The sequence below is a fragment of the Microbacterium sp. B35-04 genome, from assembly GCF_010634885.1.
Taxonomy (GTDB): Bacteria; Actinomycetota; Actinomycetes; order Actinomycetales; family Microbacteriaceae; genus Microbacterium.
Genome location: NZ_MWLP01000052.1, coordinates 15,186 through 41,108, shown reverse-complemented (window position 1 = coordinate 41,108; position 25,923 = coordinate 15,186). Strand labels below are relative to the sequence as shown.

Here is a 25,923-nt window from a genome sequence, read left to right as displayed (position 1 = left end):
CTCAGATCTCCGGCAGTGAGATGGGCTCGCTCTGGGGCGAGCCGTGGCGCCGGACCTTCAGCACGCGGAAGCCGCGGGCGGTGGCGGCACGGTAGACGCTGAAGCGGCGATCGAGCGTCGATGCGAGCCATCGCTGCAGGGAGTCCGAGCCGAGATTGCGCTGCACGACGAGCCAGGCGTCCGCCTGCTCGTCCAGGCGGGGAATCCACCGCTCGAGCAGGCCGTGCAGTTCGTTCTTGCCGACGCGGATGGGCGGATTCGAGCGGATCGTGCGGAACACGATGTCGTCGGGAACATCGTCGGGCAGCGCGGCGTTGACATTGTCGAGCCCGAGGTCGGCCGCATTTCGCCGCACGAGGTCCAGCGCTCGCTCGTTCACGTCGACGGCCCACACGGTCGCGTGCGGGGCGTCGAGTGCCAGGCTGAGTGCGATCGGTCCCCACCCGCAGCCGAGGTCGAGGAAGTTCCCGCCGGCCGGTGGCGGGGGAGTGTTCGACAGCAGCACCGCGGTTCCCGCGTCCACGTGGTCGGGGCTGAAGACGCCTCCGGCGGTCGTGACTTCGAGATCGCGTCCGGCGAGCGAGACGCGGATGCGGCGCAGGTTCTCGGGGCTGGCGGGCGTCGCACTGAAGTAGTGGTCGCTCCCCATGGCTGACGAGCCTAGCGGAGGTGCTCCCCGGGAGGGGAGCGTAGAATTCACGGATGCCGCGAACCGGCCGATGAGCGCCGGAAAACGGCATCCCGAAAGGAACACATGACGGATACGACGACACCCCAGAGCACCGACGAGACGCCGGTCGACCCGGTGGATCGCGTGCTGGCGCGCGCCGAAGCGCGCTCGGGGGTGCACGTCTTCGGAGCAGCCCAGGCGCTCCAAGACGAGGCCACGATCGGGCGCGCAGACAGCGACGGCGAGCAGTGGGACCGCGAGGAGCGCGCGGCGCTGCGGCGCGTTCCTGGCCTGTCCACCGAGCTCGAAGACGTCACAGAGGTCGAGTACCGGCAGCTGCGACTCGAGAACGTCGTGCTGGTCGGCGTTCACGCGCAGGGCGAGACGGAGGATGCCGAGAACTCGCTGCGCGAGCTCTCGGCGCTCGCCGAGACCGCCGGCGCCGTCGTGCTCGACGGCGTGCTGCAGCGGCGTCCGCACCCGGACCCCGCGACCTACGTCGGCCGCGGCAAGGCCGAGGAGCTGCGCGACATCGTCGCCGCGGTGGGCGCGGACACCGTGATCGCCGACACCGAGCTCGCGCCCAGCCAGCGACGCGCGCTCGAGGACGTCGTCAAGGTCAAGGTGATCGATCGCACCACGGTGATCCTCGACATCTTCAGCCAGCACGCCAAGAGCCGGGAGGGCAAGGCGCAGGTCGAACTCGCCCAGCTCGAGTACCTGCTCCCGCGCCTGCGCGGCTGGGGTGACTCGATGAGCCGCCAGGCCGGTGGCCAGGTGGGTGCGGGCGGTGCGGGCATGGGCTCGCGCGGACCCGGTGAGACGAAGATCGAGCTCGACCGTCGCCGCATCCGCACGCGGATGGCGATGCTGCGGCGGCAGATCCGCGAGTTCACCCCCGCTCGCGACGCCAAGCGCGCCGAGCGCAAGCGGAACACCATCCCGTCGGTCGCGATCGCCGGGTACACGAACGCCGGCAAGTCGTCGCTGCTGAACCGGCTGACGAGCGCCGGCGTGCTGGTGGAGAACGCGCTGTTCGCGACGCTGGATGCCACCGTCCGGCGGAGCGAGACGAGCGACGGCCGCGTCTACACGCTCACCGACACCGTCGGGTTCGTGCGAAATCTCCCTCACCAGCTGGTCGAGGCATTCCGCTCGACGCTCGAGGAGGTCGGCGACGCCGACGTCATCGTCCACGTCGTCGACGGGTCGCACCCGGATCCCGCCGCCCAGCTCGCGACGGTTCGCGATGTGATCGGCGACGTCGGAGCGCGCGACGTCCCCGAGCTGATCGTGTTCAACAAGGCCGATCTCGTCGACGACGACACTCGTCTGCTGCTGCGCGGTCTCGAGCCGAAGGCGATCTTCGCGTCGTCGCGCACCGGCGAGGGCATCGACGAGCTGAGGACCGCGATCGAGGAGGCGCTGCCGCTGCCGGCGGTGGAAGTGCGCGCTCTCGTGCCGTACGACCGGGGCGATCTCGTGTCGGCCATCCACGAGCAGGGCATGATCCTCTCGCAGGAGCACGAGGAGGGCGGCACGGCGGTGCACGCCCGCGTGGGGCAGCATCTCGCCGCGCGCCTCGCGCCTTTCGAGGTCTAGAGCCGGCGTTCCCCGTCGGTGCAGGGCGTTTCGTCTCGCTCGTTCCTCGCTCGCTCAACGACCGGGACGCGAGGGCGAGGGCGTTTCGTCTCGCTCGTTCCTCGCTCGCTCAACGACCGGGGACGCGAGGGCGAGGGCGTTCCGTCTTGCGCGTTCCTCGCTCGCTCGTCGACCGGACTCGGAGTCCGGTCGACGAGGGAGCGAGGCTCCGACAGCGCCCGGCGACGACACGCCGGAGCGCGGCGGACGTCTCACTCCAGCTCGAGCGGCGGCACCCCCGGCGTCTCGAAGCCGAGCACTTGGCCGAGGAACGCGAGCTCGGCCTCCATCGTGCGCACGAGGGTGTCGGCGCCGCGGAACCCGTGTCCTTCGCCCTCGAAGGCCAGATATGCGTGGGCGACGCCGTTCTTCGCGAGGGCGTCGCGCACCGCCTCCGACTGCGAGGGCGGCACGACCAGGTCCTCGAGGCCCTGCTCGATCAGCAGCGGCGTCCGCATCCGGTCGAGGTGCGTCAGCGGCGACCGCTCGACGTACAGCGCCTCGGCGGACGGGAGCGGCCCCACCATGCCGTCGAGGTAGCGGGCCTCGAAGTCGTGGGTGTCTGCGGCGAGACGCCGGAGATCCGCGACGCCGTAGCGACTGATGCCCGCGGCGAAGACGTCGGAGTTCGCGAGTGCGCACAGCACCGTCCAGCCGCCGGCCGAGCCGCCGGCGATCGCGAGCCGACGGGCGTCGGCCGCACCCGATGCGGCGAGCCCCTGCGCCGCGGCCACGACGTCGTCGACGTCCACGACGCCCCACTGCCCGCGCAGACGCTCGCGGTAGGCGCGGCCGTACCCGCTCGACCCGCCGTAGTTGACGTCGAGCACGCCGATGCCACGACTCGTCAGATAGGCGATCTTTCCGGATGCCGCGCCGCCGACATGGTCGGTCGGCCCGCCGTGGACGAACACGACGTAGGGGGGCAGCTCATCCTCAGGTCCCACCACGTCGGGGTTCGTGGGCGGGTAGTCGAAGGCGTGCACCGGGCCGTGCGGCCCGGGCATGGTGACCGCGCGGGGCTGCGGCATCCAGCTCGCGCCCCAGGGTGAGCTGCCGCCGGCTATCAGCCGCGTCGCGGCCGCGTCGTCGACGTCCAGCTCCCACAGTCCGGCGCCGCCGGAGCCCGCGCCGGAGACCAGCACGCGCTGTCCGCGGGCGTCCTCGATCGAGAGCCGCGTGACGGCGTCGAGCGGCAGGATGCGCGTGGACCCGCTGGGTGCGATCACCACGAGGTGGTCGGCGCCATTTGTGCGGGCGGCGACGACACGCCCGTCGTGCAGCGCGACGAACCAGCGGGTGCCGAGCACCCACAGCGGGCCGCCGGTGTCGGCGTCGGCGGGGGCGAACGGCTCGTGGTGCAGATCGGCCGTGAGGCGCAGGTGCCAGAGGTTCCATCTCCCGGTCGGGTCGTCGGCGTAGAGCAGGTCGTCGTCGCCGACCCACACCGGCTGCAACGGGGAATGGAAATCGCCGTCGGACGACTCGCCGCCGGCCACGGTGGTCCATTCCACGACCTCGCCGTCCTCGAGCCGGCCGATCCGAAGCTCGGCGCGGTCCCATGCCATGTGCGGATGATCCCAGGCGATCCACGCCAAGCGGGTGCCGTCGGGCGAGAGCGCGGGATGGGCGACGAAGTCGCTGCCGCCGGCCAGCGAGGTCAGTCGTGAGGGATGCTCTGCTGCCGAGCCGTCGAGCGGAACGTCGACGATGTCGCGCACCGGCGCGCCTCCCGCCGTGTGGTCTTCGCGCACGGCCAGCAGGCGGCCGTGCTGCAGCGTCAGCCCGCCGTAGCGGACATCGCCGGCGTCGGGCGTGAGCGGGCGCGGCTCCTCACCCGGGGCGAGACTCCAGATGCGCTGGTCGGCCTTCTCCACGAAGAGCAGCACACCATCGTCGTCGGCGGTCCAGGATCCGCCACCGTACTCGTGCACCCGCGACCGCGCACTCCACGGGGCGGGAAGGACATCCACGACGGCTCCGGATGCCTCCCGCCGGCGCACGGCGGAACGGCCGCCCTCCTCGGGCACCGACTCGCCCCACCACACGTCGCCGCTCCACACGTCGCCCCGCCGCACCCGGGCCGCCGCGCCGCCGGTCTCCCCGGCCAGCACCTCACCGGCGCCGACGAAGCGGGCGCCTTCGATGCGCGACGACCCAGCCGACACCTGCGCGGCGGAGATGGGGGATGGCCAGCTGCCATAGGGAAGAACATCGCGGGTCGTCACGCCCCCCACGCTACGACCAACGTGTGCGCGATGCGATCGAAACAGTACGTCACAGGCGGTTCCGCACGGACTTGCTCCGCTACCGTGGACGCATCGACGCCCGGTCGTCCGCGAGGACGCCCCCCGAACCTCGGGGTTGCCGGGCAGGAGCGACAGCCGAGCCCGGCACCCGCCCGCGATGACACCCCTTCTGCCTCGCATGTCCTGAACAGCGCGGCGGAGGCGAGGTGCCGCGGCCGCCCGGGTCCTCCCGTTCGGCTGAGCCCGATTCCGATCCTGAGAAGCAGGCCCATGTCCATCGACCTGAGCACTCCTCCCGTGCCGATCTCGTTCGAGGTGTACCCGCCCCGATCCGAGGCCGGTGTCGCCGCGCTGCATGAGACCATCCGCCATCTGGCGTCGGTGGACCCCAGGTTCATCTCCGTCACGTACGGCGCGGGCGGATCCACCGGCGGTCGGTCCCTGGAGCTCCTGACCCACATCCTCCGCGAGACCCACGTCGAGCCGCTCGCCCACCTGACGTGCGTGGGAAACACCTACGCGGGCGCCAACACGCTGATCCGGGAGTTCCTGGATGCCGGCATCACGAGCTTCCTCGCCCTGCGCGGCGACCCGCCGGCGGGGGCATCCGAGGACGACGTGTTCCTGGGCGACCTCCGCAGCGCCGGCGAGCTCGTGCAGCTGATCGACCGGGTGCAGGCGGAGCGCGAGCCGTACACCGAGGCGCCCATCTCGGGCGTGCCCGGTGCGGTGCGGGTCGAGAAGCGGCCCCGGGTCGACATCGCGGTCGCCGCGTTCCCCAACGGTCACCCCCGCTCCCGGCACGCGTTCGAGGACATCGACGCGCTCCTCGCGAAGCAGGCGGCGGGCGCCACCCTCGCGATCACTCAGCTGTTCTTCCACGCCGACGACTACCTCGCGTTCGTGGCGCGTTCGCGCGACGCCGGCGTCAGCATCCCGATCCTGCCCGGCATCATGCCGATCACCTCGAGCACCCGGCTGCGGCGCGTGCTCGAGCTCAGCGGCGAGGCGCTTCCGGCCGACCTCGCGATCGCGCTCGACGTCGAGCCCACGGTCGAGGGGCAGCGCGACATCGGCATCGCCCATGCCGCTCGTCTCGCCCGCGAGGTCGTCGACGGCGGTGCCCCCGGCATCCACCTGTACGCGTTCAACAACCACGACACGGTCCTCGACGTGCTGCGTGAAGCCGGCGTGCTCGCCTCGGCGACGCGAATGCCCGACGCCGTCCACTGACCCGGACGCCGCAATCCGTCGGATGCCCCGATGGTCTCTTCGGCGACCCCGAAAACCCCACTCCGAGATGAACGAAGCGAAAGAGAGAGCACGATGACCGAACCCCGCAGCACCTTCCCCCACGGCACGATCCTGGGCTATCCCCGGATCGGGCGCCGCCGCGAGCTGAAGCGCGCGGTCGAGGCGTACTGGTCCGGAGAGACCGACGCCGAGACCCTCGAGCAGACGGCGGCCGGACTGCGCCGCGCGACGCGCGAGCGCCTCGCCGAGCTCGGCCTCGGCCGCGACGACTCGTCGATCCCGGAGTCATTCTCGTTCTACGACCAGGTGCACGACGCGGCCGTCACGGTCGGCGCGCTGCCCTACCGGTTCGCCGCGCTCCGCGATGCCGACGGCGGCATCGGCCTCGACGCGTACTTCACGGCCGCGCGCGGTGCGGGCGAGGACGCCCCCCTCGAGATGACCAAGTGGTTCGACACGAACTACCACTACCTCGTGCCCGAGGTCGGCCCCGAGACGGTCTTCACCCTCTCGAGCGACCGCTTCGCGCGCCAGGTGGCAGAGGCGAAGGCTGACGGATTCACCGTTCGCCCGGTGATCGTGGGCCCGGTGACGCTCCTCGCGCTCGCGAAGGCGACGGATGCCGCGCCCCAGGGCTTCGACCCACTCAGCCGGCTCGACGACCTGCTGCCGGTGTACGCGGAGCTGCTGGCGAGTCTGCGGGCCTCGGGCGCTGAGTGGGTGCAGCTGGACGAGCCTGCGCTCGTCAGCGAGAGTCTGCCGGCCGACGCGGCCGCACTGGCGGATGCCGCGGCCCGCGCATATGCGGCGCTGGGTGTGCGTGGCGACCGGCCCGCGATCCTCGTCGCGGCCGGCTACGCGCAGCTGTCGACCGAGGCGTGGACCGCGCTCGCGGCCGCTCCCATCGAGGCGGTCGCCATCGATCTGACCCGCGGTGCGGTGCCCGAGGCTGTGCCCGGCCTGGACCGCAAGACGCTCGTGGGCGGGGTCGTCGACGGACGCAACGTGTGGCGAGGCGATCTCGACGGCGCGTGGGAGCGGCTGCAGGCGCTGCACGCACTCGGAGCGTCGGAGATCAGCGTGGGCACCTCCACCTCGCTGCAGCATGTGCCGCACGACGTCGAGGACGAGACGACGCTCGACCCGCGCCTCGCGACGTGGCTGGCGTTCGCCGACCAGAAGGTCGGGCAGGTGGTGACGCTCGCGCGAGGCCTGGTCGACGGCCGCCTCGCCATCGCGGAGGCTCTGGCCGAGGCATCCGACGCCCTCGCCGACCGTCGCAATGCGCCGGGCGTACGCGACGGTGCGGTGCGGGAGCGGGCGTCGGTGCTCGCCGCGGACGACTTCGCCCGCGGGAGCTACGACGATCGGGTCGCCGCGCAAGAGGCCGAGCTCGCCCTCCCCGTTCTGCCGACGACCACGATCGGATCGTTCCCGCAGACCGGCGACATCCGCCGCGCGCGTGCGCGGCACGGCCGCGGCGAGCTCAGCGCCGACGAGTACGAGAGCTTCCTGCGCGACGAGATCGCGCAGGTGGTGACGCTGCAGGAGGACATCGGCCTCGACGTCCTGGTGCACGGCGAGGCCGAGCGCAACGACATGGTGCAGTACTTCGCCGAGAACCTCGAAGGCTTCGCCGTCACCGAGAACGGCTGGGTGCAGTCGTACGGCTCGCGGGCCACCCGCCCGTCGATCCTCTGGGGCGATGTCGCACGCCCCGCGGCGATCACCGTCGCGTGGTCGGCGTTCGCGCAGTCCCTCACCGACAAGCCGATGAAGGGCATGCTGACCGGCCCGGTGACGATCCTGGCGTGGTCGTTCGTCCGCGACGACCAGCCGCTGGGGGAGACCGCGAACCAGGTCGCCCTCGCCCTCCGCGACGAGATCGCCGACCTCGAGGGGGCCGGCATCCGCGTCATCCAGGTCGACGAACCGGCGCTGCGCGAACTCCTGCCGCTCAAGCGCGCCGACCAGCCCGCCTACCTGGAGTGGTCGGTCGGCTCGTTCCGCCTCGCGACCGCCGGCGCGGCCCCGGCTACGCAGGTGCACACCCACCTCTGCTACTCGGAGTTCGACGCCGTGATCGACGCGATCGCGGCGCTGGACGCCGACGTGACCTCGATCGAGGCCGCGCGCAGCCGCGGCGAGGTGATCGGAGACATCGCCACGTCCGGCTTCGCCGCCGGCATCGGACCCGGTGTCTACGACATCCACTCGCCGCGTGTGCCGTCGGTGGATGAGATCGCCGAGCTCCTCGACCGCACGGTCGCTGAGCTGCCGCTGCGCCGCGTCTGGGTCAACCCGGACTGCGGGCTGAAGACCCGCGGGTACGACGAGACCGTCGCGTCGCTCAAGAACCTCGTGGCGGCGACGCAGGCGGTGCGCGCGGCCGTTCCGGCCTAGGAGCCCTTCTTCGATCCGGGTGCCGCGGCCGCATCGGTCGCGGCATCCGGATCGATCACGAGGGTGTCGGCGTCGGGGTCGGTCGTCGGGGACTCGTCGGCGAGCAGGATCTCCACCGTGGGATTCGCGTCGTCGTCCCCGATGGGTACGCCGCTGTAGAGCAGGTCCGCGTCGCCGACTGCGGCCGCCTCCTCGGGGCGGCGCTGCAGCAGTTCGAGGACCCAGGCGACGCCGAATGCGACGACGGCCACGAGCACGATGTCGCCGACCGACAGCGGCCGCAACAAGAAGAGCCAGATCACCGCGAGCACGGCGATGAGGGTCCGCACCAGGACGCGCTGCCGGCCGAGCCACAGCCCGAACGAATCGGTGTCGAGTCCTCGCGCGGCCAGTTCGCGCCGCCCCGACGCATTCATGCTGTCGATGGCGCTGCGCAAGCCGCGTGCCGGAGCCGACCTGCCGGTCACCCAGCCCAGAATCGCGATGAAGACACCGAGGAACGCGGCGACGAGCGCGGTCTGCTGCATGTTGCCGACCAGCTGCTCGTAGATGACGTTCAGCGCATCGGGTGAGAGGCCGAGCACCCCCGCCGTGACGCCCATGGCGGAATCGCCGATCGCGAGCATGATGGCCAGGGCCACGCCGCCGAGGGCGAATCCGATGCCCGTCCCGAGGACGGCGGCGCTGCGGCGGCGGGCGATCAGGATGCCGAAGCCGAACAGCGCGATCGCGATGATCGGCAGCCAGAGTCCGAGCGTGTTCGCGGCGGCGTAACCGGTGCGGATCGTCGCGAGGTTGTCGCCTTCGCCGAGGATGATGACGCGATCGACGGCGGGGATCAGCTCAGCGGCACCCAGGCCCCGATCGATGAGGTTCTGCTTCACACGCTCGACGACCGCGCCCAACTGGATCCCCACGCCCTCGTCGGTGCGGACGATGAGTCCGCCGCCGTCGGAAGTGGACACGCCCACCAGGGCGCGATGGGCGGCGCGCGTCGCGGTGGCCCACACTTCAGCGAAGGCATCGGACTCGACCACTCGCGTGACCGTCGTCGTCACGAGGCTCTCGAGGCCGTTGGCAGCCGGCGCCTCCAGGAGCTGGAGGGCGTCGGCGGCGCGGGGCGGCAGTCCGAGGCCGGCGATGCCGTCGAAGACGTCCGCAGTGATCTGGTCGAAGTCGACCTGGGCGTTGACCGCCTCCATGGACTCGTCGATGATCATCGACTGCACCGCGGGATCGTCCACCAACGGTGCCAGCGTGGCGACGAAGGCGTCCTCGTCGGTCAGCTGTACACGGGCCCACGCGCCGACGATCGACACCGGGACGAGGATGGCCGCGATGGTGATGCACAGGGCCGAGAGCAGCGAACGCCACCATCCACTGCGAGTGCGTGAGGGGGGTGCGACCTCGTCCGGAGCGACCACGCCCCGCCGGAGTGCTTCGTTCTCGGCCCGCAACGCGGCGAGTTCGGCCTGCAGGTCGACGGTGACTGGCTCGCTCATGAGGCCTCCTCTAGCCGGATGCACTCATTGTGTCGTAGATGCCACGTCCGGCATCACCCATTCCGAATGAATTCGTCCGACGCCGTTCAGACGGCGCGCAGCACCGCCACGACCTTGCCGAGCACCGTGGCCTCATCGCCGAGGATCGGCTCGAACGCGGAGTTGCGCGGGAGCAGCCAGGTGTGGCCGTCGCGCTGGCGGAACGTCTTGACGGTGGCCTCGCCGTCCAGCATCGCGGCCACGATCTCACCGTTGTCGGCCGTCGCCTGCGAGCGGACGACGACCCAATCGCCGTCGCAGATCGCGGCGTCGATCATCGACTCGCCCGAGACCTTCAGCATGAAGAGGTCGCCCTTGCCCACGAGCTGCCGGGGGAGCGGGAAGATCTCCTCGACCTGCTGCTCGGCCGTGATCGGAACGCCGGCGGCGATGCGCCCGACGAGAGGGACGAGGGCCGCATCGCCCACGGAGGGCGAGGCGTCCGCCGGGCTCTCGGTCGCCGTGCCGGGCAGGTCGATCAGCACTTCCATCGCGCGCGTCTTGCCCGCATCGCGCCGCAGATAGCCGCTCAGTTCCAGCTGGTTGAGCTGGTGCGTGACGCTGGAGAGCGACTTCAGGCCGACGGCGTCGCCGATCTCCCGCATGCTGGGCGGGTAGCCGTGGCGCGCGATGGAGCGCTGGATCACCTCGAGGATCGCCAGCTGCTTGTCGCTCAGGCTCTTGCGCCGACGAGTCTGGGGCTTCTCGCGCCCGGCCGCGTCGCTCATCTTCCGGCTCCGTCCTGCGCCCGGCGAGGAGCGCTGTTTCTTCGAATGTCGGAGGCCCGTGGTGGGGTTCTCGTATCGAAACCGTATCCGGATAGCGGGCTTCTGGGGAACATCTCAGCCGCGTGTCGCGTTCGAGAGATCGCCGTCCTGAACCGGTATTGACATCGTACAGACTCGAAGATAGCTTCGGAAGAGAGATTCGCATTCGCCGCTCCCGGCTGAGTGGTGAATGCGAATCTCTCCCCATCACGAGGAGCCCAGCATGACCGCGATCGACTTCACGACCTCCGTCCCGTCGCCGTCCCGCGCCGCGCGTGTCGCGGCGCAGCGCGTGAACAGCTCGGCACGACAGTTCGCCGCCGGCGCGGCTGCGCAGGCCTCGTCCGGGCGGTCCACACGGCTCCGCCTCACCCTGCGCGGGCGTCGGGTGCTGGCCGTCCTCGCGGCGCTGCCGGCCGTGATCGCGCTGAGCGCTGCCGTGATCGGCGGGGGAGCGGCACTCGCCTCCCGTGACGCGGGCGCCCCGGCGGGCTCCTTCAGCACGATGACGGTGGCTGCCGGCGACTCGCTGTGGAGCATCGCCGAAGAGGTCGCGCCCGAGCACGATCCGCGCGATGTGGTCGATGAGATCGTGCGGCTGAACGCTCTCGACACCGTGGTGGTTCAGGCCGGCCAGAGCATCGCGATCCCTGCGGCGTACGGCGACGGCCGCTGAGGCGGTCGCGTTCGGTCGAGCCGGCACTGGCGGCCGCTCACACGACGCTCGCGGGGGCCGCCCCGCGCGGTTCGCGAGCCAGCCCGATCTCCCGATCTCCTGACGTCACGCGGCGCCGGCACAGCCGGCCACGGGCCTAGCATGGGAGAGGTGAGTGCACGTCTCGAAGACCTCCCCTTGCGCACCGATCTCCGCGGTCAGAAGCCGTACGGTGCCCCGCAGGCGCCGTTGCCGGTAGCCCTGAACGTGAACGAGAACACGCATCCGGTTCCGGCGGAGGTCGCGGACGACATCCTCGACTCGATCGCCCGGGCGCTGAGCGACGTGAACCGCTACCCCGACCGCGAGTTCACCGCACTGCGCGAGGGCTTCGCCGACTATCTGGGTCACGGTCTGACGCGCGACGAGATCTGGGCCGCCAACGGCTCGAACGAGGTTCTGCAGCACATCCTGCAGGCCTTCGCGGGACCGGGTCGGACGGCATTCGGGTTTGCACCCACGTACTCGATGTACCCGCTGCTCACCCGTGGCACGGGCGCCGAGTGGATCTCGGGCACCCGATCGGCGGAGTATTGGATCACGGCGGACGATGCGGCATCCCAGATCGCGGATGCCGCGCCCGACGTCGTGTTCCTGTGTTCGCCCAACAACCCCACCGGCACCCCGCTCGGGCTCGACGTCGTCGAGGCCGCCTATGAGGCGACCGACGGGATCGTGATCGTGGACGAGGCCTATTTCGAGTTCGCCCCGCACGACGAGCGGTCGGCGCTGACCCTGCTGCCGGGCCGTGAGCGGCTCGTGGTCTCGCGCACGATGAGCAAGGCCTTCGCCTTCGCTGGCGCGCGCGTCGGATACATGGCCGCCGACCCCGCGCTCATCGACGCACTCCGGCTGGTGCGCCTGCCGTACCACCTGAGTGCGCTCACACAGGCCGCCGCGACGGCCGCGCTGCGCCACGCGCCCATCATGCTCGGCATGGTCGACGAGATCGTCGCGCAGCGCGACCGCATCTCGGCGACGGTCGAGGCGCTGGGCTACACGCCGCACGAGACGTGGACGAACTTCGTCCTGTTCGGGGGAGTGACCGATCCCGCTGCCGTCTGGCAGGCGCTCTACGACCAGGGCGTGCTCATCCGCGACGTCGGCATCCCCGCGCATCTGCGGGTGACGGCGGGGACGGCCGATGAGACCACGGCCTTCCTCGACGCGCTGGCCTCGGTAGGATCGGCGGCATGAGCGCCGCACCACGCACCGCCGAGCTGCGACGGGCGACGAGCGAGTCGACCGTCGAGCTCGAACTCGATCTGGACGGCACCGGCCGCAGCCGGATCGACACGACCGTGCCGTTCTTCGACCACCTGCTGACGGCGTTCGCGAAGCACTCGCTGACCGATCTGACGGTGCGCGCATCGGGCGACACCGACATCGACGCCCACCACACGGTCGAAGACATCTCGATCGTGCTCGGCCAGGCGATCCGCCAGGCGCTCGGCGACAAGTCTGGCATCGCGCGCTACGGCGACGCGCTGGTTCCGCTCGACGAGGCGCTGGCCCAGTCCGTCGTCGACATCAGCGGCCGCCCCTACCTCGTCCATGAGGGCGAGCCCGCGGGCTTCGAGCACCACCTCATCGGCGGTCACTTCACGGGTTCGCTGGTGCGGCACACGTTCGAGGCGATCGCGTACAACGCCGCCCTCACGGTGCACGTGCGCGTGCTCTCGGGGCGCGACCCCCACCACATCGCGGAGGCCGAGTACAAGGCCTTCGCGCGGGCCTTCCGTCAGGCGAAGGCGCTCGACCCGCTGGTCGAGGGCATTCCCAGCACGAAGGGCGCCCTGTGAGCGAAGGCGTGCCCATGGAAGGCGACCGGCCGGTCGTCGCGGTCCTCGATTACGGTTCCGGGAACGTGCACTCGGCCGTGAAGGCGCTCATCGCCGCCGGCGCCGACGCGCGGCTGACCGCCGACCGCGGCCTCGTCGGCGACGCCGACGGGCTCTTCGTGCCCGGTGTGGGCGCGTTCCGCGCCGTCGCCGAGGCGCTGCGGGCCAGCCGCGGCGACGAGCTCATCGAACGCCGTCTCGCCGGCGGACGTCCTGTGCTGGGCGTCTGCGTCGGCATGCAGATCTTCTTCGAGCGCGGCGTGGAGCGCGGCGTCGACACCGAGGGGCTCGGCGAATGGCCGGGGGTCGTGACCGAGCTCGACGCTCCCGTTCTGCCCCACATGGGGTGGAACACCGTCGAGCCGGGTGAGGGCAGTCGCCTCTTCCGCGGCATCGAGCACGAGCGGTTCTACTTCGTCCACTCCTTCGCCGCGCAGAAGTGGCTGCTCGACGTGCAGCCGCCGTTCCCCGAGCCGGTCCTGACATGGTGCGATTACGGCACGCCGTTCCTCGCCGCTGTCGAGAACGGGCCGCTGTCCGCCACCCAGTTCCATCCCGAGAAATCGGGAGATGCCGGCATCCGCCTGCTGACGAATTGGATCGACGGGCTTCGCAGGGCTACCCTCTGAGACCGTGCCATCTGCGGGAGCGAGTGCTTCCCGGATCCGCCACCCACAGCTTTCGATGCCTGAGCCAGGAGCCATGAACGATTTCGCGTCCACACCCAAACTCGTCCTCCTGCCCGCCGTCGACGTCGCCGACGGCAAGGCCGTCCGCCTGACGCAGGGCGAGGCGGGCACCGAGACGAGCTACGGCGATCCCGTCGACGCTGCGCTGGACTTCGCGCGGCAGGGCGCCGAGTGGATCCACCTCGTCGACCTGGACGCCGCCTTCGGCCGCGGCAGCAACGCCGGGGTGCTCCGCAAGGTCATCAAGCAGGCCAAGGGCGTGCAGGTCGAGCTGTCGGGCGGAATCCGCGACGACCGCACCCTCGAGGCGGCGCTCGAGAGCGGTGCCTCCCGCATCAACCTCGGCACCGCGGCGCTCGAGAACCCCGAATGGGCCGCCGACGTCATCGGCCGTTACGGCGACGCGATCGCCGTGGGCCTCGACGTGCGGGGCACCACGCTCGCCGCCCGCGGGTGGACCCGTGAGGGCGGCGACCTGTGGACGGTCCTCGACCGGCTGGAGTCGGCGGGCTGCAGCCGTTACGTGGTCACCGACGTCACCAAGGACGGCACCCTCCAGGGTCCGAACCTCGATCTGCTGCGGGAGCTGACCTCGCGCACGCCGAAGCCGATCGTGGCGTCCGGCGGTGTGTCGAGTCTCGACGACATCGCCGCGCTCCGGGACCTCGTGCCCCTCGGTGTCGAAGGTGCGATCGTGGGCAAGGCGCTGTACGCCGGCGCGTTCACGCTCGCCGAGGCGCTGGATGTCGCCGGATACTGACCCTCACGCCGCCGGCCACGGTCAGGGGCAGGGGCAGGGTCACGGTCATGGACACGGCGGCGACTCCGCGGGCGTGCCCTGGGAGGGACGCAGCTTCCAGGCCAACCCGCACGCCTCGGACGACGGCTCGGCCGATCCCGCACTCCTCACCGCGCTCATGGCGTTCCGCGCAGGCTCGGGCAGCCAGCGCGAGGTGATCGACGCCTACCGCTCCGCGCGGCTGCTGATCCCGCTCGTCGCCGAGAAGGGCGAGCACGGCATCGGCGCACATGGCCTCGAGGTCGACAAGACGCAGGAGCTGTCGATCGTCACCGTCGCCGCGCCCGACGGGCGTCGCGTGCTGCCGGTCTTCTCGTCGGTCGATGCGATGGGACGATGGGATGCCGCGGCGCGGCCGGTTCCCGCCGACGGCGTCCGCACCGCGCTGTCGGCCGCCGCCGACGACACCGACCTGATCGTGCTCGACCCGGGATCGGACACCGAGTTCGTCATCCGTCGTCCGGCGGTCTGGGCGATCGGCCGAGGACAGCCCTGGGAGCCGAGCTTCCTCTCGCCGGAGGTCTTCACCGGCTTGCACGAGAGCATCGGGGGAGAGCTCGCGGTCATCGACCTCGCCGTGGAGCCCGGCGACCCCGACGCCCGCCTCCGCGGGCCCGAGCTCGTGGTGCGCCTGCACCTCATGGACGGCCTCGAGAAGGCCGAGCTCGATGCGGTGCTCGCGCGGCTCGCCGCGCGTTGGGCTGCCGACGACCGCATCGCGGTGCTCGTGGACTCGCTCACCGTGAAGCTCGTCCGCGCCTGAGCCGCGACGTATCTCACGGCACCCTTCGCCGCCCTCCCTGCGACGGCACCGACGCCGAGGCTGCGTCGGACGGTCGACGCCGGGGCGCGCGGGGTGGTCGCGCTGGGCATCGGCGGGCGATCCGGCATCGCCCGTCCTGCGGGTACAGCTAGCGGGCGCTGATCATGTGGTCCGTGTCCCGAAATCCGCCATTTGGACACCCGGTCGCGGCCGAATCCGGGACATGAAGGCTGGAAAGCGGGACACGATCGCGGGTGTGGTCAGGTGACCGGGCCGGTCCACTTCTCGCCCGGACCCTTGCCGATCGGGTCGGGGATCACGGATGCCTCGCGGAAGGCGAGCTGCACCGAGCGCAGGCCATCGCGCAGCGAGCGGGCGTGCATGTCGCTGATCTCGGGGGCGCCTGCCGTGATGAGGCCGGCCAGGGCGTTGATGAGCTTGCGGGCCTCGTCCAGGTCGGTCTGCGTCGCGGGATCGTCGGCGAGCCCGACCTTGACGGCGGCGGCGCTCAGCAGGTGCACGGCGGCGGTCGTGATGATCTCGACGGCCGGCACCTCGGCGATGTCGCGCGAGGCCGATGCGGCCGCGCGCTCCTGCTCCTCCCAGCGGGCTTGACGCTCGGCATCCACCGCCGTCGTGCTCGTCGTTTCGCCGTCCTGGTCTCGAATCGTGTCCACGCCGTACTCTCTGATAGACTGCTGCGGTCTCCGGTACGTTCTGTACCGGATCGGAAAGTGGATCACATCCCACCCGCGCTTGCCGTTCCAGGCTACCGGGTCATGCACTCCGCCCCGACCGTCCTGCGGCCACGCAGAAACGGGAGGGGTAGCCGCCAGGGCAACCGCGCGGGAGCTCCGTCACCGGAGAGGGTGCAGGAAGTCGGCGCTCGAAGCGTCTGACGGGTGGAATGGATCTTCCTCCGCCCGCGACATGAACATGTGTCGCGGTGGTCCAGCCCATAAACCCAAGGAGTTCCGCATCAGCGATCCCCGCACCAACGACCGCATCCGCGTCCCCGAGGTCCGCCTCGTCGGACCCGCGGGTGAGCAGGTCGGCGTCGTCCGCATCGAGGTGGCACTGCGCCTGGCCCAGGAGGCCGACCTCGATCTCGTCGAGGTGGCCCCGAACTCGAAGCCCCCCGTGGTCAAGATCATGGACTACGGCAAGTTCAAGTACGAGGCTGCGCAGAAGGCCAAGGAAGCGCGTCGCAATCAGGCGAACACCGTCCTCAAGGAGGTCCGGTTCCGTCTGAAGATCGAGGCCCACGACTACATCACCAAGCTCAAGCGCGCCGAGGGCTTCCTCCAGGCGGGCGACAAGGTCAAGGCGATGATCCTGTTCCGTGGCCGCGAGCAGTCGCGCCCGGAGCAGGGTGTCCGTCTCCTCCGCAAGTTCGCGGAAGACGTCGCCGAGTTCGGCACGGTCGAGTCGAACCCGACGATCGACGGTCGCAACATGGTGATGGTGGTCGCCCCGCACAAGAACAAGTCCGAGGTGAAGACCGAGCAGAACGCGCAGCGTGCCGCCAACAAGGAGGCAGCGCGTTCCGCCCGCAACGGCAGTGGCCCTCAGGGCGACGCCGACTCGGACAGCTCCGACACCGCGGCCGAGACAGCCCCGGCCGCCGAGTCCGAGACCGCCACGGCCGAATAGGCCCCACAGACTCCCGCACCGCGGGATACCGACTCCCGCCTGGGCGGGAAGTGAAACGAAGGAAGAAGAGATGCCGAAGCAGAAGACCCACTCGGGCGCCAAGAAGCGCTTCAAGGTCACAGGCAGCGGGAAGCTCATGAAGCAGCAGGCGAACCTTCGCCACAACTTCGAGGGCAAGTCCAGCCGCCGCACCCGTCGCCTGTCGCAGGAGCAGGTCCTCGCGAAGGGCGACGCCAAGGTCGCCAAGAAGCTCCTCGGTATCTGAGCGCCGACGCAGGAATAGGAATCAATCGAAATGGCTAGAGTCAAGCGGGCCGTCAACGCCCACAAGAAGCGTCGCGTCATCCTTGAGCGCGCCTCCGGTTACCGGGGCCAGCGCTCGCGTCTGTACCGCAAGGCGAAGGAGCAGGTCACCCACTCGCTCGTCTACGCGTACCGCGACCGTCGCAAGCGCAAGGGCGACTTCCGCCGTCTGTGGATCCAGCGCATCAACGCCGCTGCCCGTCAGAACGGCATCACGTACAACCGCTTCATCCAGGGCCTCGGCCTCGCGGGTGTGCAGGTCGACCGTCGCATGCTCGCCGAGCTCGCGGTGAACGAGCCCAAGACGTTCGCGTCGCTCGTCCAGACCGCCAAGAAGGCACTGCCCGAGAACGTCAACGCTCCGAAGAGCCCCTGACCCTCGGCATACGCTGTCTCGAAAGAGGCGCCCTCCTCACGGAGGGCGCCTCTTTTCGTCTCGACGGGACGCCGTCCGCGCAGAATGCGTGCCGGGGGACGGTCCCCACGCCCTCTCCCGACGCCGCTGGCGCGTCGTCCGGAGCCTCGGGGCGCGTGGGCCCAGCCGCGACCCTAGACTGATGCCGTGCTCGAGAACCCTCGCTCTCCGCGTGTCCGCGCCGTCGCGAAGCTGACCAAGCGCAGCGCGCGGCAGGAGACCGGGCTCTTCCTCCTCGAAGGGCCGCAGGCCGCGCGCGAGGCGCTGGCGTACCGGCCGGACACCCTCGTGGAGCTGTTCGCGACGCCGTCGGCGCTCGAGAGGCACGTGGATGTGCGCGATGCCGCGAAGGATGCCGGCCTCGAGGTGGTCTACACCACCGAAGCCGTGCTCGATGCGATGGCCGACACGGTGACGCCGCAGGGGATCGTCGCGGTGGCACGGCAGTCGCCGACGTCGCTGCGCGACATCTTCGCGGCCGGGCCCCGGCTCGTCGCGATCTGCGAGGAGGTCCGCGACCCGGGCAACCTCGGCACCATCATCCGCGCGGCCGACGCCGCAGGAGCAGACGCGGTCATCCTCACCGGTCGCACCGTCGACCCGTACAACCCGAAGGTGGTGCGCGCCACGACCGGTTCGCTCTTCCACGTGCCGGTCGCCGTCGGCGCCGATCTCGCCTCGGCTGTCGAGAAGGCACGCGCCGCCGGCGTTCGCGTCATCGCCGCCGACGTCGGGGGAGGAGACTTCCTCGCCGCGCGCGACGTGCTCGCCGAGCCGACCGCCTGGCTCTTCGGCAACGAGGCCCGCGGGCTCGACGACGAGGCGCTGGCGCTCGTCGACCTCTCGCTGCGGCTGCCGATCTACGGTGCCGCCGAGTCGCTGAACCTGGCGACGGCCGCCAGCGTATGCCTCTACGAGACCGCGTTCGCGCAGCGCGCCGCCGGCTGAGCGGCTCTCGTTCCGACCCTGTTACGGATCGGTAAAGGCTCGCGGGTCCACTGGCAGTGGGTCGCCGCTCGCCCCTAGGGTGAGGGACATGGCGACACCTGATGCCCCGGCGCCGGCGCCCCGGACTTCCAACATCTCGGTGCGACGAGGTGAGCCGCTCGTGGTCGTGGACCACGTCGACAAGCACTTCGGCGACCTGCATGTCCTGAAGGACATCAACACGGTGGTGAATCGAGGCGAGGTCGTCGTCGTCATCGGTCCCTCGGGCTCCGGCAAGTCGACGCTCTGCCGCGCGATCAACCGACTCGAGACGATCGACTCGGGCACGGTCACCATCGACGGAGCGAAGCTCCCGGAAGAGGGTCGAGCCCTCGCCACGCTTCGCGCGGACGTCGGCATGGTGTTCCAGTCGTTCAATCTTTTCGCGCACAAGTCCGTTCTCGAGAACGTCACGCTCGGTCCCATCCGCGTGCGCGGCATGAAGAAGAAGGCGGCCGACGAGAAGGCCATGGCATTGCTCGACCGGGTCGGCGTGGCTAATCAGGCAAAGAAGATGCCGAGCCAGCTGTCCGGCGGTCAGCAGCAGCGCGTCGCGATCGCCCGGTCGCTCGCGATGGATCCGAAGCTGATCCTCATGGATGAGCCGACGAGCGCCCTCGACCCGGAGATGATCAACGAGGTCCTCGACGTGATGATCGGCCTCGCAGCCGACGGCATGACCATGATCGTCGTCACGCACGAGATGGGGTTCGCCCGCAAGGCGGCCGATCGCGTGCTGTTCATGGCGGACGGCGCGATCGTGGAAGAGGCGACGCCCGACGAGTTCTTCACCAACCCGCAGAGCGACAGGGCGAAGGACTTCCTGTCCAAGATCCTCGAGCACTGATCCGTACGTCCGGTCGTCGCCCAAAAGCGGCCGGGATCCGAGAGGCCGTCACGAGCGGTCCCCACAGCAAAGGACGAAAACATGAAGCGAATGCGACTTCCGCTGATCGCGCTGGCAGCCGCCGGTGCGCTCGCGCTGTCGGCGTGCGCCACCGGTGGCACGCCGGGCGGCGAGGAGACGACGACTCCTGAGCCCGAGCCCACGTTCGAGGCCGGCACGACGATGGCCGAGCTCGCCGAGGCCGGCTCGATCACCATCGGCACCAAGTTCGACCAGCCGCTGTTCGGCCTCAAGGGCCCGTCGGGCGACCCCGAGGGCTTCGACGTCGAGATCGGCAAGATCATCGCGTCCGAACTCGGCATTGCCGAAGAGGGCATCGAGTGGAAGGAATCGGTCTCGGCCAACCGCGAGCCGTTCATCCAGAACGGTGAGGTCGACCTCGTCGTCGCGACCTACACGATCAACGACAAGCGCAAGGAGGTCGTCTCCTTCGCCGGTCCGTACTACATGGCCGGACAGTCGATCCTGGTGCTCGCCGACAACGAGGACATCGAGAGCGAAGACGACCTCGTCGGACAGCCCGTCTGCTCGGTGACCGGCTCGACGCCTGCTGCCAAGCTGGCCGAGATCGGCGCAGAGCCGGTGCTCACCGACACCTACTCGAACTGCCTTGAGCCGCTGCGCAGCGGCGCCGTCGTCGCGGTCTCGACCGACAACGTCATCCTCGCCGGCCTCGCCGCGCAGAACGAGGGCGAGTTCAAGGTCGTCGGAGAGCCCTTCACCGAAGAGCCGTACGGCATCGGCGTCACGCTCGAAGACACCGAGTTCCGTATGTGGATCAACGACGTGCTCGAGGAGGCGTACGAGGACGGCCGCTACGAGGAAGCCTGGAACGCGACGGCCGGCACCGTGCTGCCGTTCGTCGATCCGCCGGCACCCGATCGGTACTGATTGATCCGGATGCCTCGGGCCGCGCCCCGGCCCGAGGCATCCGATCCCCTGACCTGACTTCGATGCTCACGAGAGGAGGCGCATGGAACAGCTCTGGTCGCTGATGCCGACGTTCTTCGAGGGCTTCCGCGTGACTCTCCTGCTGCTCGCGGTCGCGGGTGTGCTCTCGCTCATCCTGGGCACGCTCATCGCGGCGATGCGGATCTCACCCGTCGCCGCGCTTCGCGCGTTCGCGGCGTTCTGGACCGAGATCGCCAGGAACACCCCGCTGACGCTTGTCTTCATCTTCACGATGTATGTGCTGCCGATGCTCGGCGTCCGACTGCCGTTCATCATCCTGGCGCTCGTCGCCCTCACCTATTACACGTCGCCGTTCGTCGCCGAGGCCCTGCGATCCGGCATCAACGGCGTGCCGGTCGGGCAGGCCGAGGCGGCCCGCAGCATCGGGCTGGGATTCGGGCAGACGGTCTCGCTGGTCGTCCTGCCACAGGCGTTCCGCATGACGATCCCGCCCCTCATCAACGTCTTCATCGCGCTCACCAAGAACACCTCGGTGGCCGGTGGCTTCTTCGTCCTCGAGCTCTTCGGGACGACCCGGCAGCTCGCGAACGACAACGGGAACATCGTCATCCAGATCCTCATCACCGCAGCCGTCCTCTACCTCGTCATCACGGTCCCGCTCGGCTTCCTCGCCGGGCGGCTCGAGCGGCGCTGGGTGGTGCAGCGATGAGCGCACCGAGCGTCCTCTTCGATGCGCCGGGCCCGAAGGCCAGGCGACTGTCGCTGATCCTGTCGATCGTCGCTCTGGTCCTGCTCATCGCGGGAGCCGTGTGGGTGGTCCTGACGCTGGCTGCGCCGCGCGACTCCGGCGGCATCACGCTTCCCGGCATGTTCGACGGCACCCGCTGGGATATCTTCATCGACCCGGTCGTCTGGGGCTTCATCCTGGAGGGTGTCGTTGCGACTTTGCAGGCGGCGGCGATCGCGGCGGTAGGGGCCATCGCCCTCGGCATCGTGCTGTCGCTCATGCGCAGCTCCCGCATCGCGTGGGTGCGGGTGCCGACCGCAGTGGTGATCGAGTTCTTCCGTGGGATGCCAGTCCTGCTGATGATGCTGTTCATCCTGCTGGTGGCCTCGACCGGCGCTTTCTGGGCGGTTGTGATCGCGCTGATCCTGTACAACGGCACGCTGATCGGCGAGATCCTGCGTGCCGGCCTCGTGGCCCTGCCGCGCGGACAGCGCGAAGCGGCGCTGAGCGTCGGCATGCGCGAGTTCCAGTCCAAGATGCTGGTGGAGTTCCCACAGGCGTTCCGGCAGATGCTGCCGATCATCATCGCGCAGCTCGTGGTGCTGCTCAAGGACACCTCGCTCGGCTACATCGTCGGCTACGAGGAGATCATCCGCAAGAACATGAACATCCTCGGCAGCTTCTACGGCAACCGCTATCTTTTCTCGCTGTTCGTCGTGACGCTGTGCATCTACCTGGCCATCAACTTGACCCTGTCGTGGTTCGCGCGGTGGCTGGCGCGTCGCACGGCGAGCGGGGGGACCCGCATCAAGCGGGGCACGAAGGTCACCGACCCCACCGCTCCCGGTGCGCTGCTCGAGGTCGAGGCCAAGGCCGACCTCCAAGGTCCACCACCGCGCTGAGCGGCTCCGAGGATAGGCGCGGAGGCGACGGTCCGCCGTCGGTAGACTCGACTCTCGTGTCAGACGCTGCTGAGAACACCGAGATCACGCCCGAGGCGGTGAACGCCGCCGTCGACGCCGCCCTCGCCGCGATCGCCGGCTCGGCAGACACCGCGGCGTTGAAGGCCGCACGGTCCGCGCACGCCGCCGAGGGTTCGCCGCTGGCGAAGCTCAACGCGCGCCTGCGCGACGTGCCGAACGACAGGAAGGCCGAGTTCGGCAAGCTCGTCGGCCAGGCTCGCGGCCGGGTGAACCAGGCGTTCGCGACGCGCGAAGCGGAGCTCGCCGCGGCGGAGACGGCCGCTCAGCTCCAAGCCGAGCGCGTGGACATCACCGCATTGGCCGCTCGCGCGCGCGTCGGGGCGCGGCATCCGATCTCCCTGCTCCAGGAGCAGATCGCCGACATCTTCGTGGGGATGGGCTGGGAGATCGCGGAGGGTCCCGAGCTCGAGCACGAGTGGTTCAACTTCGACGCGCTGAACTTCGACGTCGACCACCCGGCGCGTCAGATGCAGGACACGTTCTTCATCGACCCGGTGGAGCGCCATCTCGTCATGCGCACGCACACGAGTCCCGTCCAGGTGCGCTCGATGCTCGAGCGCGACCTGCCGCTCTACGTGCTGTGCCCGGGCCGCGTCTACCGCACCGACGAGTACGACGCGACGCACCTGCCGGTGTTCACCCAGTTCGAGGGCATCGTCGTCGACAAGGGCATCACGATGGCGCATCTCAGGGGCACTCTCGACCACGCCGCCAAGGTGCTGTTCGGCCCCGAGGCGAAGACGCGGTTCCGCGCGAACTTCTTCCCCTTCACCGAGCCTTCGGCCGAGCTCGACCTCTGGCACCCCACCTTCAAGGGCGGCGCCCGATGGATCGAGTGGGGCGGGTGCGGGATGATCAACCCGAACGTGCTCCGAGCGGCCGGGATCGACCCCGAGGAGTACTCGGGCTTCGCGTTCGGCATGGGCGTCGAGCGGACGCTCATGTTCCGCAGCGATGTCCAGGACATGCGCGACATGGCCGAGGGCGATGTCCGCTTCAGCGAGCAGTTCGGAATGGTGGTCTGATGCGCGTCCCGCTCTCATGGTTGCGTGAGTACGTCGACGTTCCGGCGGATGCCTCGCCCGAGGACGTCCTCGCGGCGCTCGTGCGCGTCGGGTTCGAAGAGGAGGACGTCCACCGCTTCGAGCTGCAGGGTCCCATCGTCGTCGGCGAGGTGCTCGAGTTCGTCGAGGAGCCGCAGTCCAACGGCAAGACGATCCGCTGGTGCCAGGTGCGCGTCGCGCCAGACGGCGAGACCGCGGCGGACGGCGGCGACGCGGTGCACGGCATCGTGTGCGGCGCCCGCAACTTCTTCGCCGGCGACAAGGTCGTGGTGACGCTTCCGGGCGCCGTGCTTCCGGGACCCTTCCCGATCGCCGCACGCAAGACGTACGGCCATGTGTCGGACGGCATGATCGCCTCCGCCCGCGAGCTCGGGCTGGGGGAGGAGCACAACGGCATCCTGCGGCTCGTCGAGCTCGGCATCGACGCGCCCGTCGGCACCGACGCGATCTCACTGCTGGGCCTCGACGACGTCGCCGTCGAGATCAACGTGACACCCGACCGCGGCTACGCGCTGTCCATCCGCGGTGTCGCACGCGAGTACTCGCACTCGACCGGTGCGGCGTTCCGCGACCCTGCGGAGCGACCGTGGGACGAGGTCGCGCCGGGCCAGGGGTTCACCGTCACCGCCGACGATCTCGCCCCGATCCGCGGTCGCGCCGGCGTCACCGAGTTCGTGGCGCGCGTCGTGCGCGACGTCGACCCGACGAAGCCCACGCCGGCATGGATGATCGCGCGCCTGTCGCTCGCGGGCATCCGTTCGCTCGGCATCCTGATCGACATCACGAACTACGTGATGCTCGAGCTCGGCCAGCCCATCCACGGCTACGATCTCGACAAGCTGCAGGGCGGGATCACGGTGCGCCGCGCCACCGCCGGCGAGAAGCTCGAGACGCTCGACGGCAAGGTGCGCACGCTCCACCCCGAAGACCTCCTGATCACGGACGAGTCCGGGCCGATCGGTCTGGCCGGTGTCATGGGCGGCGGCGCCACCGAGATGAGCGATACGACCCGCAACGTGCTCATCGAGGCCGCCACGTTCGACACCGTGTCGATCGCACGAACGGCTCGTCGGCACAAGCTGCCGAGCGAGGCGTCCCGTCGCTTCGAGCGCGGCGTCGACCCGCTCGTGCCGTTCGTCGCCGCCCGCCGCGTCGCCGAACTGATGGAGGAATACGCCGGGGGCACGAGCGACGACACCTTCGGCGCCGCGCTCTTCGCCGAAGTGTTCATGCCGGGCATCGAGCTTCCGCCGCTGTTCGTCCAGCACCTCATCGGCGTCGACTACACGCCCGGGCAGATCGAGGCGGCGCTGCGTCTCATCGGCTGCGAGGTCGTGCCCAACGAGGACGACGCCGCCGGCTGGCAGGTCATCCCGCCGTCGTGGCGCCCCGACCTCACCGACAAGTGGACGCTCGCCGAGGAGGTCGCCCGCATCGAGGGCTACGACCGCATCCCGTCGGTGCTGCCGCTGCCGCCGTCGGGTCGCGGCCTCACCGCCGCCCAGCAGGGCCGGAGCCGGGTCGCCAACGCGCTCGCCGCCGCCGGCTACGTCGAGACGCCCTCCTTCGGATTCACCACCGAGGAGCAGAACGACCTGCACGGCTCGCCGTCGGGTGAGCACCTGCCCAGCGTCAAGCTCGCCAACCCGCTCGACGGCCAGTCGCCGTTCCTGCGCCGCTCGCTCGTGCCGGGGCTGCTGCAGGTCGCGCACCGCAACGTGGCGCGCGGGCTGACCGACCTCTCGCTGTTCGAGACCGGTGTCGTGTTCCTTCCCGAGCCAGGGGTGCAGTACGGCACGCCGCACGTGCCGCCGCTCGCGGTGCGCCCGGATGCCGCCACCCTCGCCGAGCTCGACGCCTCGATCCCGCCGCAGCACCGGCACATCGCCGTGCTGCTCACGGGCAACCTCGTGACGAAGCAGCCCGGGGTCGCGCCGGTGACCGCCGGGCTCGGCGACGCGCTCGACGCCGTCCGCACCATCGCCGCGGCCGCGGGCGTCACGATCGACGTCGTCCAGGGCGAGCGGGCGGCGCTTCACCCCGGCCGCACTGGCGTGCTGTCGGTCGCCTCGACGACCTCGGCGACCGGCGTCGAGGTGGGCTACGTCGGCGAGCTGCTGCCGGGTGTGGCGGAGGCATCCGATCTTCCCGGTCGTGTGATCGTCGCCGAACTGGATCTCGATCTCGTGCTGTCCCTGGCGGGCGAGAAGGTCGTCGCCGCGTCGCTGTCGGGCTTCCCCGCCGCTACCCAGGACGTGTCGCTCGTGCTGCAGGCCGACGTGCCGGCCGCCGAGGTGCAGGCGGCGCTCACCGAGGGTGCGGGGGAGCTGCTGGAGTCCGTGCGGCTGGTTGACGACTATCGCGGCCAGGGTGTATCGGAGGGGCAGAAGAGCCTGACGTTCGCGCTGCGCTTCCGCGCCGCCGACCGCACGCTCACGGCCGCCGAGGCGAGCGAGGCCAAGCTGGCCGGCGTCGCCGTGGCGTCCGAGCGCTTCGGAGCAACGCTGCGCGAGTAGGCGCCCGCAGGCCGCGCAGATTGGTCGAGAGCCCGTGCTCACACCGAACGCCCACGTTCTGACCGAGAACGACGTGGGCTTCCGGTGGGGAGCACGGGCTCTCACCGTTCTCGGATGAGGATGC

The 25,923-nt window shown here is 70.2% G+C and carries 24 protein-coding genes; 19 read left to right on the top strand and 5 right to left on the bottom strand.

Features of this window, described 5'->3' with window-relative positions:
• Window position 1 precedes the first annotated feature (1 nt).
• Complete coding sequence (locus B1729_RS13115) at window positions 2-649, bottom strand: methyltransferase (RefSeq protein WP_163620386.1); 648 nt, start codon at window positions 647-649, stop codon at window positions 2-4.
• Between the two features lie 105 nt (window positions 650-754).
• On the opposite strand from B1729_RS13115, the gene hflX reads away from it, so the two are divergent.
• The gene (hflX, locus tag B1729_RS13110) at window positions 755-2,272 is read left to right on the top strand and encodes a GTPase HflX (RefSeq protein WP_163633116.1); all 1,518 of its coding nucleotides are present in this window, start codon (window positions 755-757) and stop codon (window positions 2,270-2,272) included.
• A gap of 251 nt (window positions 2,273-2,523) precedes the next feature.
• On the opposite strand, the gene B1729_RS13105 is transcribed toward hflX, so the two are convergent.
• Window positions 2,524-4,539 (bottom strand): prolyl oligopeptidase family serine peptidase, encoded by a 2,016-nt coding sequence (locus tag B1729_RS13105; RefSeq protein ID WP_163633114.1) that lies wholly within the window; start codon window positions 4,537-4,539, stop codon window positions 2,524-2,526.
• A 291-nt stretch (window positions 4,540-4,830) separates the two neighbouring features.
• Here B1729_RS13105 and B1729_RS13100 point away from each other — a divergent pair, with 291 nt between their 5' ends.
• Window positions 4,831-5,793: a methylenetetrahydrofolate reductase gene (locus B1729_RS13100; protein WP_163620392.1), complete on the top strand. Its 963-nt coding sequence runs from the start codon at window positions 4,831-4,833 to the stop codon at window positions 5,791-5,793.
• Between the two features lie 93 nt (window positions 5,794-5,886).
• Window positions 5,887-8,217, top strand: a complete 2,331-nt coding sequence (gene metE, locus B1729_RS13095) for a 5-methyltetrahydropteroyltriglutamate--homocysteine S-methyltransferase (protein WP_163633112.1) — start codon at window positions 5,887-5,889, stop codon at window positions 8,215-8,217.
• Here the strand turns inward: metE and B1729_RS13090 are convergent.
• Together B1729_RS13090 and lexA are read right to left on the bottom strand one after the other, a co-directional pair.
• Window positions 8,214-9,719 carry a hypothetical protein gene (locus B1729_RS13090; protein ID WP_163620396.1) on the bottom strand — a complete coding sequence of 502 codons (1,506 nt, stop codon included), beginning with the start codon at window positions 9,717-9,719 and terminating at the stop codon, window positions 8,214-8,216. The two genes, metE and B1729_RS13090, sit on opposite strands and share 4 nt — an antisense overlap.
• An 86-nt stretch (window positions 9,720-9,805) precedes the next feature.
• A complete protein-coding gene (lexA, locus tag B1729_RS13085; protein WP_163620398.1) occupies window positions 9,806-10,486 on the bottom strand; it encodes a transcriptional repressor LexA in 681 nt (226 codons plus the stop codon).
• A 262-nt stretch (window positions 10,487-10,748) separates the two neighbouring features.
• Here lexA and B1729_RS13080 point away from each other — a divergent pair, with 262 nt between their 5' ends.
• The 6 genes from B1729_RS13080 (at window position 10,749) to B1729_RS13055 (ending at window position 15,332) form a co-directional block, all read left to right on the top strand.
• Window positions 10,749-11,201 (top strand): LysM peptidoglycan-binding domain-containing protein, encoded by a 453-nt coding sequence (locus tag B1729_RS13080; RefSeq protein WP_163620400.1) that lies wholly within the window; start codon window positions 10,749-10,751, stop codon window positions 11,199-11,201.
• Between the two features lie 141 nt (window positions 11,202-11,342).
• Window positions 11,343-12,437, top strand: a complete 1,095-nt coding sequence (locus B1729_RS13075; protein ID WP_163620402.1) for a histidinol-phosphate transaminase — start codon at window positions 11,343-11,345, stop codon at window positions 12,435-12,437.
• Complete coding sequence (hisB, locus tag B1729_RS13070) at window positions 12,434-13,042, top strand: imidazoleglycerol-phosphate dehydratase HisB (RefSeq protein WP_163620404.1); 609 nt, start codon at window positions 12,434-12,436, stop codon at window positions 13,040-13,042. The genes B1729_RS13075 and hisB overlap by 4 nt, the downstream gene beginning before the upstream one ends.
• Window positions 13,043-13,056: 14 nt before the next feature.
• Window positions 13,057-13,710: an imidazole glycerol phosphate synthase subunit HisH gene (gene hisH / locus B1729_RS13065; protein WP_163620406.1), complete on the top strand. Its 654-nt coding sequence runs from the start codon at window positions 13,057-13,059 to the stop codon at window positions 13,708-13,710.
• A gap of 73 nt (window positions 13,711-13,783) precedes the next feature.
• Window positions 13,784-14,530 carry a bifunctional 1-(5-phosphoribosyl)-5-((5-phosphoribosylamino)methylideneamino)imidazole-4-carboxamide isomerase/phosphoribosylanthranilate isomerase PriA gene (gene priA, locus B1729_RS13060; protein ID WP_163620408.1) on the top strand — a complete coding sequence of 249 codons (747 nt, stop codon included), beginning with the start codon at window positions 13,784-13,786 and terminating at the stop codon, window positions 14,528-14,530.
• Window positions 14,514-15,332 (top strand): SseB family protein, encoded by an 819-nt coding sequence (locus B1729_RS13055; RefSeq protein ID WP_163633110.1) that lies wholly within the window; start codon window positions 14,514-14,516, stop codon window positions 15,330-15,332. Before priA ends, B1729_RS13055 begins: the two co-directional genes overlap by 17 nt.
• A gap of 260 nt (window positions 15,333-15,592) precedes the next feature.
• On the opposite strand, the gene B1729_RS13050 is transcribed toward B1729_RS13055, so the two are convergent.
• Complete coding sequence (locus B1729_RS13050) at window positions 15,593-15,961, bottom strand: DUF1844 domain-containing protein (RefSeq protein WP_163633136.1); 369 nt, start codon at window positions 15,959-15,961, stop codon at window positions 15,593-15,595.
• Window positions 15,962-16,262: 301 nt separating this feature from the next.
• Here B1729_RS13050 and infC point away from each other — a divergent pair, with 301 nt between their 5' ends.
• The 10 genes from infC to pheT all read left to right on the top strand — a co-directional run bounded on the left by infC (window position 16,263) and on the right by pheT (window position 25,799).
• Window positions 16,263-16,985 (top strand): translation initiation factor IF-3, encoded by a 723-nt coding sequence (gene infC / locus B1729_RS13045; protein ID WP_239526234.1) that lies wholly within the window; start codon window positions 16,263-16,265, stop codon window positions 16,983-16,985.
• Between the two features lie 70 nt (window positions 16,986-17,055).
• Window positions 17,056-17,250: a 50S ribosomal protein L35 gene (rpmI, locus tag B1729_RS13040; protein WP_163620411.1), complete on the top strand. Its 195-nt coding sequence runs from the start codon at window positions 17,056-17,058 to the stop codon at window positions 17,248-17,250.
• A gap of 30 nt (window positions 17,251-17,280) precedes the next feature.
• Window positions 17,281-17,664, top strand: coding sequence for a 50S ribosomal protein L20 (gene rplT, locus B1729_RS13035; protein WP_163633108.1), 384 nt, complete (start codon window positions 17,281-17,283; stop codon window positions 17,662-17,664).
• 186 nt (window positions 17,665-17,850) lie between these two features.
• The gene (locus B1729_RS13030) at window positions 17,851-18,651 is read left to right on the top strand and encodes an RNA methyltransferase (RefSeq protein ID WP_163633106.1); all 801 of its coding nucleotides are present in this window, start codon (window positions 17,851-17,853) and stop codon (window positions 18,649-18,651) included.
• 88 nt (window positions 18,652-18,739) lie between these two features.
• Window positions 18,740-19,537: an amino acid ABC transporter ATP-binding protein gene (locus tag B1729_RS13025; RefSeq protein WP_163620414.1), complete on the top strand. Its 798-nt coding sequence runs from the start codon at window positions 18,740-18,742 to the stop codon at window positions 19,535-19,537.
• An 81-nt stretch (window positions 19,538-19,618) separates the two neighbouring features.
• Window positions 19,619-20,488 carry a glutamate ABC transporter substrate-binding protein gene (locus B1729_RS13020; protein WP_163620416.1) on the top strand — a complete coding sequence of 290 codons (870 nt, stop codon included), beginning with the start codon at window positions 19,619-19,621 and terminating at the stop codon, window positions 20,486-20,488.
• 82 nt (window positions 20,489-20,570) lie between these two features.
• Window positions 20,571-21,218: an amino acid ABC transporter permease gene (locus tag B1729_RS13015; protein WP_163633105.1), complete on the top strand. Its 648-nt coding sequence runs from the start codon at window positions 20,571-20,573 to the stop codon at window positions 21,216-21,218.
• Window positions 21,215-22,138, top strand: a complete 924-nt coding sequence (locus B1729_RS13010; RefSeq protein ID WP_163620420.1) for an amino acid ABC transporter permease — start codon at window positions 21,215-21,217, stop codon at window positions 22,136-22,138. The genes B1729_RS13015 and B1729_RS13010 overlap by 4 nt, the downstream gene beginning before the upstream one ends.
• A 56-nt stretch (window positions 22,139-22,194) precedes the next feature.
• On the top strand, window positions 22,195-23,244 hold the full coding sequence (gene pheS, locus B1729_RS13005) for a phenylalanine--tRNA ligase subunit alpha (protein ID WP_163620422.1): 1,050 nt from the start codon (window positions 22,195-22,197) through the stop codon (window positions 23,242-23,244).
• Window positions 23,244-25,799, top strand: a complete 2,556-nt coding sequence (gene pheT, locus B1729_RS13000; protein ID WP_163633103.1) for a phenylalanine--tRNA ligase subunit beta — start codon at window positions 23,244-23,246, stop codon at window positions 25,797-25,799. Before pheS ends, pheT begins: the two co-directional genes overlap by 1 nt.
• The last annotated feature ends 124 nt before the right edge of the window (window positions 25,800-25,923 follow it).